Origin of the sequence: Pseudomonas sp. ICMP 8385, assembly GCF_002699915.1 — a bacterium.
GTDB lineage: Bacteria > Pseudomonadota > Gammaproteobacteria > Pseudomonadales > Pseudomonadaceae > Aquipseudomonas > Aquipseudomonas gessardii.
Map to the genome: position 1 here is coordinate 45681 of NZ_LKBY01000115.1, position 11327 is coordinate 57007.

Annotated in this window: 4 protein-coding genes and 1 pseudogene; 1 reads left to right on the plus strand and 4 read right to left on the minus strand. The window is 60.2% G+C overall.

What is annotated here, in order from left to right; translation table 11 throughout:
- From AO268_RS22130 to AO268_RS22145, 4 genes are all read right to left on the minus strand, one after another.
- A complete protein-coding gene (locus AO268_RS22130) occupies positions 1–885 on the minus strand; it encodes a TauD/TfdA dioxygenase family protein (RefSeq protein ID WP_099169861.1) in 885 nt (294 codons plus the stop codon).
- 224 nt (positions 886–1109) lie between these two features.
- Entirely contained in the window at positions 1110–2471 is a 1362-nt protein-coding gene (locus AO268_RS22135; RefSeq protein ID WP_076961973.1) for an HlyD family type I secretion periplasmic adaptor subunit, read from the minus strand.
- Positions 2461–4617, minus strand: coding sequence for a type I secretion system permease/ATPase (locus AO268_RS22140; protein ID WP_076961972.1), 2157 nt, complete (start codon positions 4615–4617; stop codon positions 2461–2463). Before AO268_RS22140 ends, AO268_RS22135 begins: the two co-directional genes overlap by 11 nt.
- A 41-nt stretch (positions 4618–4658) precedes the next feature.
- Entirely contained in the window at positions 4659–6020 is a 1362-nt protein-coding gene (locus AO268_RS22145; RefSeq protein WP_076961971.1) for a TolC family outer membrane protein, read from the minus strand.
- Positions 6021–6357: 337 nt separating this feature from the next.
- On the opposite strand from AO268_RS22145, the pseudogene AO268_RS33845 reads away from it, so the two are divergent.
- Positions 6358–11327 (plus strand): annotated as a pseudogene (locus AO268_RS33845) (retention module-containing protein); the annotation flags it as partial.

Sequence of the window (11327 nt, forward strand, 5' to 3'; positions counted from 1 at the left end):
TCAGAAGGGGGCGTCGCCCTGGATGGTGGTGCGAAACAGCTTGCGGCGCAGGTGGCTGGGGCAACCGGCGGCCAGGTGGATCAGCGAGCGGTTGTCCCAGAACACCAGGTCGTGGGGCTGCCAGCTATGGCGGTAGATGTTGTGCGGGTGGATGCTGTGGGCGAAGAGCTGGGCCAGCAGGTCGCGGCTTTCGTCTTCGGGCAGGCCGACGATACGGGTGGTGAAACCTTCACTGACGAACAGTGCCTTGCGGCCGTTTTCCGGGTGGGTGCGCACCACCGGGTGCACCACCTCGGCGACCTGGGCCAGTTGTTCGGGGGTCAGGGTTGGGCGCCAGTTGCCTTCGAATTTGGTTTCGCTGTAGCGCGCGGTGTAGGAATGCGCAGCGCTGCGGCCTGCCACGGCGCGGCGCAGGTGCCCGGGCAACTGGTCCCAGGCTTTGTGCATGTCGGCAAACAGGGTGTCACCGCCTTCGGCCGGCAGTTCCTGGGCATGGAGCATCGAGCCCAGGCTCGGCAGGTCCTTGTAGGACAGGTCCGAGTGCCAGAACTTGCCCGCATCGCCCAGGCCGATGGATTGGCCGTTCTCGATGATGTTGGAGACGATGAGGATTTCCGGGTGGTTGGCCAGCAGGAACTGTTTGAGCACATGGATCTGCAACACGCCGAAACGGCGGCTGAAGGCGATCTGTTGCTCGGGGGTGATGCGCTGGTCGCGGAACACCACCACATGGTGGTCCAAGTGCGCACGGTGGATGCGGGCGAAGTCCTGGTCGTTGACCGGGCGCGACAGGTCCAGGCCGATGATCTCGGCGCCTACGCTGCCGGGAAATGGGCGGATGTCGAAGGTTTGGGCGGTGGGCAAGGCGGCTGTGGCGGTGGACATGAGATCACTCCCTGGCAGTCAGGAGAGTGACTTTATAGATATAAGAATTTGAATTTAAATACCGTTAGAGAATAACTATATGGCCTTTTTGCGGTAGGGGATGGGGAATGGGGTGGGGTTGAGGGCCCCTTCGCGGGCAAGCCCGCTCCCACATTTTGACCGTGTACACCGATCCAATGTGGGAGCTGGCTTGCCTGCGATGAGGCCAGGCCGGGCAATCGAGATCAACGCTCCTGCAACGACTCCGCCCGGGCCTTGATAATGGGCTTGAGCAGGTAGCTGAGGATGGTTTTCTTGCCGGTGATGATATCGACCGAGGCGACCATGCCAGGGATGATGATCAGCGGCTTCTCATCAGTGCCCAGGTGGCTACGATCGGTGCGCAGGGTGATCATGTAGTAGGTGGTTTTCTTGTCTTCATCGGTGATGGTGTCGGCACCGATACGCTCCAGCTTGGCCTTGAGGCCGCCGTAGATGGTGTAGTCATAGGCGGTGAACTTGACCACGGCCTCTTGCCCCGGGTGCAGGAAGGCAATGTCTTGCGGGCGGATCTTGGCTTCCACCAGCAGGGTGTCGTCCAACGGTACGATTTCCACCATGTCGCTGCCCGGCTGGATGACCCCGCCAATGGTGTTGACCAGCAGTTGCTTGACGATCCCACGCACCGGCGAGGTGACCAGGGTCCGGCTCACTCGGTCTTCGAGGGCTTTGCCGGTGGCCTGGGCCTTGTTCAAGTCGGTGCGGGCTTCGTTGAGTTCGGTCAGGGCTTCGCTGCGGTATTTACCGCGGGTTTCGTCGATCTTGCGCTGCACTTCCTTGATCGCCGAGTCGGCGCGGGGGATGGCCAGGGTGGTGGCGTCCAGTTGGCCACGGGTTTCCATTTCTGCACGCTTGAGGCGCAGCACTTCCACTGGCGACACCGCACCCTGGGCGACCAGGGGCTCGGACATGTTGATTTCCTGGCGCTGCAACGACAGCTGGCTACGGTACTGGCCCTGCTTGGAGGTGTATTCGCGCATCTCCTGCTGGCGCTGGGTCAGTTGCTCTTGCAAGCCGCCGATTTCGTCCTTGAACTGCTGGCGCCGGCTTTCGTACAGCGACTGCTCGTTGATGGCCTGGGTGGGCGCCGCGGCCCGCACGTCTTCAGGGATGTTCAATGGCCGGTCTTCGACCTGGGCGTTCAAGCGTTCGATGCGCAGCAGCAGGGACAGGCGCTGGGCCTCGGTTTCCCCGGCGTTGGAGACAAAACGCGTGTCGTCCAGGCGAATCAGCGGCGCGCCGGCTTCGACGATCTGCCCTTCCTTGACGTACAACTCGGCGACGATGCCGCCTTCCAGGTTCTGGATCTTCTGCAGCTTGGAGGATGGAATGGCCTTGCCGTCCCCACGCGTCACTTCGTCGACCTGGGCAAAGCCGGCCCACAGCAACATGCACAGGAAAAACCCGATGATCCCCCAGATGGTCAGCCGCACCACGCGCGGGGCATCTTCGATCAGGGCCTTCTTGACCTCGGGCAGTGGCTGGCCATCCAGTGAATCGGAACCAATAAAGTAACGACGGACCGCGTCCTTGAATTTACGCAACACTGATCTGCCCCTTCTTCAACGCTTCCATCACGATGGCTTTCGGGCCATCCGCGAGGATCTGCCCACGGTCGATGACCAACAAACGGTCCACCAGGGACAGCAACGACGCACGGTGCGTCACCAGCACCACGGTCTTGTTGGCCACAACGGATTGCAGACGCTGTTTAAGGCGCTCCTCACCGGTGTTGTCCATGGCGCTGGTTGGTTCGTCCAGCAGCAGGATCGGCGGGTTGAGCAGCAGGGCACGCGCCAGGGCGACGTTTTGTCGCTGGCCGCCAGAGAGGTTCTGGCCACGCTCGCCCACTTGCAGCTCGTAGCCTTGCGGGTGCAGACGGGCAAATTCGTGGACACCCGCCAGTTCGGCGGCTTGCAGCACCACTTCATCTTCAACGTAGCGGGCGCCGGAGACCAGGTTGTCGCGCAGGGTGCCGGCCAGCAGTTGGATATCCTGGGGCACGTAGCCGACGTTGTGGCGCAGTTCGCTGACGTCGATCTGGCGAATGTCTACACCGTCTACCAGCAAGGCGCCGGAGTCGGGTTGGTAGAGGCCCACGATCAGTTTGGCCAGGGAGCTTTTACCCGAGCCGCTGCGCCCGATGATGCCGATCTTCTCGCCGGGCTTGATCACCAGGTTGATGTTCTTGAGCGCCATGTTCTGCTGGTTGGGGTAGGTGAAGTTCAGGCCCCGGCACTCGATGGCGCCTTGCAGGGTGCGGCGGCTCAAGGGGCGCTCTTCAAAGTTGCGCTCCTGGGGCAGCTCCATCATCTGGTCGGTGGAGACCATGGTGACTTTGGCCTGCTGGTAGCGGGTCATCAGGCCCGACAGCGACGCCAGGGGGCTGAGGGCGCGGCCACTGAGCATGTAGCAGGCAATCAGGCCGCCCATGCTGAGGTTGCCGGCGATGATCTGGTAGACGCCGAAGACAATCATGATCACACCCGCCAGTTGCTGGATCAGCAGGGTGATGTTCATCGACAGCCCAGAGAGCATTTTCACCCGCAGCTCAAGGCGGCTGAGGGTGCCAATGGTCTGTTCCCACTGGTACTGGCGCTCGCTTTCGGCGTTGTTGACCTTGACTGCGTCCAGCCCGGCCAGGGTTTCGATCAGGCTCGACTGGCGCTCGGAGGCCAGGGCCATGGTGCGTTCCATGGTGGCGACCAGTGGCTTTTGCAGCAGGTAGCCGATGCCCAGGGCAATCGGGAAGGCCAGCATGGGGATCCACACCAGGTGCCCGCCGAGGATGGCGATCACCAGGAAGATCAGCAGGGTGAACGGCAAGTCGATCAGGCTGGTGAGGGTCAGGGACGCGAGGAAGTCGCGCAGGCTCTGAAACTCGTGGATGTTCTGGGCGAAGCTGCCAACCCGCGCCGGGCGGTACTTCATCGACATGCCGACAATCCGCTCGAACAACGTGGCCGAGATGATCAGGTCGGTTTTCTTGCCGGCCAGGTCCAGGCACAGGCTGCGCAGGCTCTTGAGGACCAGGTCGAAGACATAGGCGATGAAAATACCGGTGGCCAGCACCCACAAGGTGGCGATGGCCTGGTTCGGCACCACGCGGTCGTAGACGTTCATCACGAACAACGGCGCGGCCATGGCAATCAGGTTGATCAGGAAACTGGCGGCGATGGCATCGGCGTAGAGCCAGCGCGAACGCTTGAGGGTGTCGCGAAACCACGAGCGGGCCCGGGGGATCAGGGTGCCGTGGCTGACATCGAATTTGTGCTGGGGCTGGGCGAAGAACACTTTACCGATGTAGTCATCGGCCAAGGCTTCACGCTTGACGATGGTTTCACCGCCATCGCTTTCGCTGAGCAGCACCTGGGCCTCGTCTTCACCCTGCCAGCCAAGCAGCACGGCACTGCGGCCGTCCTTGAGCAACAGCAGCGCCGGCATGGCAATCGCGGGAATCGAATCGAGCTTGCGTTGCAGCAGACGCCCTTGCAAACCGGCGCGGGCGGCGGCCCGGGCCAGCAAATCGGCAGTCAGTTGCTGCGATGGCAATGGCAGACCGGTGGTCAGCATCGCCGCACTGGCGGGCTTCTGGTGCAGGGCGCAGAGCGCCAACAACCCGTCGAGTAACGGGTCGTCGTGCAATGTGCGTGGATCATGACTGAGATGGACTCGACTAACTTCTGATTCCACGCGGGCTCTCTCAACTAACGGATAGGTCTATAAGGAATAGCTCAATTCATCCCCGGCAGTTGAACTTTCGGCTTCACGTCGTTCTGTACGACGGAGGCCATCGGTGCGACCACTCCCTGGCTCTTGAGCAACTCGCCCATGGTCGCCTTGATTCGGTACTGAGTAAATAACTGAACGTTTTTTATATCTTCCAGACGACGCGAAGCGGTGAACAACTCGTTTTCACTGTCGAGCAAGTCGAGCAGGGTCCGCTCGCCCAGGGTGAATTGCTTCTGATAGGCCGTGCGCACACTGGTGCTGTGATCGACGTATTGCTGAGCGATCGGCACCTGGGCGTTGGCGTTGTTCAAGGCGTTCCAGGCCAGGCCCAGCTCTTCGTTCAGCACGCGCAGAGCATTGTTGCGGATATCCAAGGCCTGATTGGACTGATAGGACTTGGACTCCAGATCGGCCTTGTTGCTGCCACCGGCGAACAGGTTGAAACGCATGCGGACCATGGCTTCCCAACCGTTGCTGTGGGAAGGCTGACCACTGATATTATTGTCGGCATTCGTGCCCAGTTCGGCATCGAAACGTGGGTAGAAGGCAGATTTGGCGGCTTCATACTGCTTTTCGGCGGCGACGATATCGGACTCGGCCGAACGCAGGATCGGGCTGTTGTCGAGCATCTGGCGGCGCGCTTCGTTCAGGTCGGCGGGCAGCATGGCAAGGCCACCCGGACGCTCCAGTTGGTCGGGCATCTGGCCAACGGCGCTGAAGTAATTGGTCTGGGCGTCGGCCAGGTTGGTCTGCTCGGTAATCAGGTTGTTGCGGGCCTGGGCCAGACGGGCTTCGGCCTGGTCCAGGTCAGCGCCGCTGCCCACGCCACGCTGGGCGCGCAGCTTGATCTGGTCGTAGATACGCTCGTGGTTACGCAGATTGTCTTCGGCCAGGCGTACAAACTCGCGACGGGTCAGCACATCCAGGTAAACCTGGGCGACGGTCAATGCCGTGCGCTCGGAAGTGCCGAGCAACGAGTAGGCACGGGAATTGACGGTGGCTTGTTGACGCCCGACTTCGTTGGAGGTGGCAAAACCGTCAAAAATCATTTGCTGCAAACGCAGGCTAGACTCACCACGGCTCAGAGTATCCCAATCCTTGGAGCTGCCACGGGAAGCATTGTTGGCACGGGTCGTGGAATTATCAGTGCCTTCACGGCCATAACCCGCCAAAGCATCCACCCGCGGCAGGTAACCGCCCTGGGCCGCCTTCAATTGGTAGTCGGCAGACAGGCGGCTATTCACCCCGGCCTGGATTTCCGGATGCACATCCAACGCTTGCTGCATTGCTTGCGGCAAGGTTTGAGCTTGTACAAAGCTGGTAGCGAGGACGAACGGTATTGCCTTGAGCAGGTGCAGACGCATTTAGGAATTCCCCAGGACTTCTTGTCTCAAGTCACAGCAGATCAGGCCGCTGTGTCGGAAAATGGCAACCGTAATGACCGTACGTCGGAAAGTTCAAAAGCGGAACTGGTTCACACATGTAGGACGGTTCGCCGCGCAAATATCAATGTGACATTAGTGGAGCGATTGTTTAGGATGGCGCCAAGAAGGTCAATAGTTTGGCATAAAGTTAATTGCGAAATAAAGAAGCCAAAATATTGACGAAACAATCGTCAAATTTCAAAGCACCTCCAACCTGGCGTCTAACTAGTGGCCAGGCCTATGGAAGTCACCCGAACGGATCGCCGGAGAAATCTTCATGAGCAGTGTTGTTGCCATCGTCAAAAGCATTGTTGGCCAGGTTTTTGTTATTTCTCCGGAAGGGGCGCGGCGTGTACTCGTTGAAGGTGACCGCCTGTTCGCGGGCGACCAAGTCGACACCGGTATGTCGGGCGCCATCAGCCTGGAGCTGGCCGATGGTCGCATTCTGGACCTGGGCCGCGATACCCAGTGGAGCGCCGCGACACCGGACTCCAGCACCGACCTGGCCGCAGCGACCGCCCAGGCCGCGCCGTCAGTTGCCGAGCTGCAACAAGCCATTGCGGCCGGCGCTGACCCGACAACCGACCTGGAAGCCACCGCCGCCGGCGCAAATGCTCCCGGTACGGGCGCTGCGGGGGGCGGTCACAGCTTTGTCCTGCTGGATGCGACTGCGGGCAGCGTTGCGCCGCAGATTGGCTTCCCGACTGGCGGCCTGGGCTTTGCCACTTCGCCCCTGACCCAAGACATCGGAGGGCTGGGCACCAATGCAGGCCTGGTCCAACAGGCGGCCACCCTGACGCTGAGCGCAACCCCGACGATCACCGAAGCCGGTGGCGTGCTGACCTATACCGCCACCGTGACCCAGGCATCGAGCGGCGACCTGAATGTGACCCTGTCCAACGGTTCAGTGATCACCATCCCCGCCGGCCAGTTGACCGGCTCCGTCAATGTACCCTTGGCGCCCAACGACAGCCCGTACATCGACCCGGGCCAGATCACCGTCACCATCACCGGCACCACTGGCGGCGCCAACCTGATCGTGACCACCGACCCAACACCGGCCGTGACCCAGATCACCGACACCATCGACACCACCACGGTAACCCTGACAGCAGGCGAAACGGTGACCGAAGGCGGTCCGATCACCTACACCGCCACCTTGACCAACCCGGCGCAGACCCCGGTCACCATCACCTTGAGCAACGGCTCGGTGATCACTATCGAACCGGGCAAGTCCACGGGCACCGTGGTGGTCGAAACCCCGGCCAACGACGTCTACAACAATGGCAGCACGGTCAGCACCACGATTACCGGGGCAACCGGGGGCAACTTTGAAAACCTGGTGCCCGACACCACGCCAGCCGTCACCACGATTACCGACTCGCTCGACGACACCGGCCTGACCCTCACCGCCACCAACACGGTGACCGAGGGCGGCCAGATCACCTACACCGCGACCTTGACCAACCCGGCGCAAACCCCGCTGACGGTCACCCTGTCCAACGGTTCGGTGATCACCATCAAGGCCGGCGAATCCGTGGGCACCGTGGTGGTCGACACCCCGGCCAATGACGTCTACGTCAACGGCAGCACGGTCACCACGACCATCACCGGGACCACCGGCGGCAATTTTGAAAACCTGGTGCCCAACCCGGCGCCAGCCGTCACCACCATCACCGACTCGGTCGACACCACCACCGTGACGCTGACCGCACCGGGCGATGTCAGCGAAGGCGGCCAGATCACCTACACCGCCACGCTCTCCAATAAGGCGGAGACTGACGTTACGCTGAAGCTGGATAACGGTTCGACCATCATTATCAAGGCGGGCGAAACCATTGGTTCGGTCACGGTCGATGCTCCGGGCGATGACGTGTTTGTCGATAAGAGCACGCAAACCGTCAAGATCACCGAGACAACCGGCGGCAACTTCGAAAAACTGGAAGTGGCGGGCGATGGGGCAACCACCACCGTCAACGACACGCTCGACAAGGTCGATGTGGTCCTGACCGCGACGACCACCGTGGGCGAAGGCGGTACTATCGTCTACACCGCGTCGCTGGTGGACAAGGCTGGCAACCCCGTGACCAATGCCACCAATCCGCTGACCGTGACGCTGGACAATGGCCAGACCATTACTATCGGCGTCGGCCAATCCGCCGGCACCACCACCACGGTTGCGCCGAACGATGTGTATGAAGGCAACCAGACCGTCACCACCGCCATCACCCAGGTGACCGGCGGCGCGCATTTCGAGAACCTGGTGCCAGGCACTACGCCGGTCAACACCACCGTAACCGACACCCCCGGCACCACCGACACCACCACCGTCACCCTGACCGCGCCAGGCGAGGCCAACGAAGGCGGGACCATTACCTACACCGCGACCTTGAGCAACAAGGCCGGCAGCGACCTGACCCTGACCCTGAGCAACGGTGACGTCATCACCATCGCCAAGGGCGAGACAACCGGCCAGGTGACCTCCAAGGCACCGGGCGACGACGTCTTCAAAGACGCAGGTCCGATCAACGTCACGATCAATCCAGACTTCGTGGGCGGTGGTTTCGAGAAGCTGGATATCGCACCGGGTGGGGCGACAACGCAGATCAACGACACCATCGACAAGGTTGATGTGGTTCTGACGGCGACCAAAACCGTGGGTGAAGGCGGCGAGATTGTCTACACCGCCACGCTTGTGGATAAAAACGGCGCACCGGTGCTGAACACCACCGGCCCTGTGACTGTGACGCTGGATAACAACCAGGTCATCACCATCGGCGTGAACCAGTCGAGCGGTACTGTTTCGGTTGTGGCGCCGGATGACGTGTACAAAGGCGACCAGACTGTTACTACCGGCATCAAGGAAGTAACTGGCGGCGAGCACTTTGAAAACCTGGTTCCGGGTACCGATAAAGTCACTACCGTTGTGACGGATACACCGGGTACCGATAACACCACCACTGTGACTTTGACGGCTCCGTCGGAAGTGAGTGAAGGCGGCAAGATCACCTACACCGCTACGCTTTCTAATAAAGCGGATACCGACGTCACCCTGACGCTCGATAACAAGCAAACCATCACCATCAAAGCTGGCGAAACTGTCGGTACCGTGACGGTGGATGCCCCTGGCGATGACGTGTTCATCGACAAGTCTTCGCAAACCGTCCAGATCACCGACACCGCCGGCGGTAACTTCGAGAAGCTCGTGGTGGCTGGCAATGGCGCGACTACCACGATCAACGACACCAAACCGTCCAGATCACCGACACCGCCGGCGGTAACTTCGAGAAGCTCGTGGTGGCTGGCAATGGCGCGACTACCACGATCAACGACACCATCGACAAGGTTGATGTGGTCCTGACCGCGACCAAAACCGTGGGCGAAGGCGGCCAGATCGTCTACACCGCCACGCTTGTGGATAAAAACGGCACACCGGTGCTGAAAAAAACCGTGGGCGAAGGCGGCCAGATCGTCTACACCGCCACGCTTGTGGATAAAAACGGCACACCGGTGCTGAACACCACTGGCCCGTTGACTATCACTCTGGATAACAAGCAGGTCATCACCATCGGTGTGGACCAATCGAGCGGCACTGTTTCGGTTGTGGCCCCGGATGATGTGTACAAAGGCGATCAAACCGTTACTACCGGAGTCATCACCATCGGTGTGGACCAATCGAGCGGCACTGTTTCGGTTGTGGCCCCGGATGATGTGTACAAAGGCGATCAAACCGTTACTACCGGTATTAAAGAAGTTACCGGTGGCGAGCACTTTGAAAACCTGGTTCCGGGTACTGACAAGGTCACCACGACTGTTACTGATACCCCAGGTACCGATAACACCACGACTGTGACTTTGACGGCTCCGTCTGAAGTGAGTGAGGGTGGAAAAATCACCTACACCGCTACGCTTTCTAATAAAGCGGATACCGACGTCACCCTGACACTCGATAACAAGCAAACCATCACCATCAAGGCCGGTGAAACCGTCGGTACCGTGACTTTCTAATAAAGCGGATACCGACGTCACCCTGACACTCGATAACAAGCAAACCATCACCATCAAGGCCGGTGAAACCGTCGGTACCGTGACGGTGGACGCTCCAGGCGATGACGTATTCATCGACAAGAGCACCCAGACTGTCCAGATCACCGACACCGCAGACACCGCCGGCGGTAACTTCGAGAAGCTCGTGGTGGCTGGCAATGGTGCGACTACCACGATCAACGACACCATCGACAAAGTCGATGTGGTGCTGACCGCAACCAAAACCGTGGGCGAAGGCGGCCAGATCGTCTACACCGCCACGCTTGTGGATAAAAACGGCACACCGGTGCTGAACACCACCGGCCCGCTGACGATCACTCTGGATAACAAACAAGTCATCACCATCGGTGTAGACCAATCGAGCGGCACTGTTTCGGTTGTGGCCCCGGATGACGTGTACAAAGGCGACCAGACTGTTACTACCGGCATCAAGGAAGTCACCGGCGGCGAGCACTTTGAAAACCTGGTTCCGGGTACCGATAAAGTCCCCACCGTCGTGACGGATACCCCGAGCACCGATAACACCACCCCCGTCACCCTGACCGCGCCAAGCGCCGTCAACGAAGGCGGCAAGATCACCTACACCGCCACCTTGAGCAACAAGGCTGACACCGACGTCACCTTGACCCTCGATAACAAACAAACCATCACCATCAAGGCCGGCGAAACTGTCGGTACCGTGACAGTTGACGCCCCAGGCGATGACGTGTTCATCGACAAGAGCACCCAGACCGTCAAGATCACCGACACCGCCGGCGGCAACTTCGAGAAGCTCGTGGTGGCTGGCAATGGTGCGACTACCACCATCAACGACACTATCGACAAGGTCGATGTGGTGCTGACGGCCACTAAAACCGTGGGCGAAGGCGGCGCAATTGTCTACACCGCCACGCTTGTGGATAAGAACGGCGTACCGGTGCTGAACACCACTGGCCCGTTGACTATCACCCTGGATAACAAACAAGTCATCACCATCGGTGTGGACCAATCGAGCGGTACTGTTTCGGTTGTAGCNGTGTACAAAGGCGACCAGACTGTTACTACCGGCATCAAGGAAGTAACTGGCGGCGAGCACTTTGAAAACCTGGTCCCAGGTACCGATAAAGTCACTACCGTTGTGACGGATACACCGGGCACCGATAACACCACCACCGTCACCCTGACCGCGCCAAGCGCCGTCAACGAAGGCGGCAAGATCAC

What these genes read in the sequence shown, in the direction of transcription:
- AO268_RS22130 (WP_099169861.1), bottom strand. Translation starts at nt 885, where the DNA reads ATGTCCACCGCCACAGCCGCCTTGCCCACCGCCCAAACCTTCGACATC.
- AO268_RS22145 (WP_076961971.1), bottom strand. Translation starts at nt 6,020, where the DNA reads ATGCGTCTGCACCTGCTCAAGGCAATACCGTTCGTCCTCGCTACCAGC.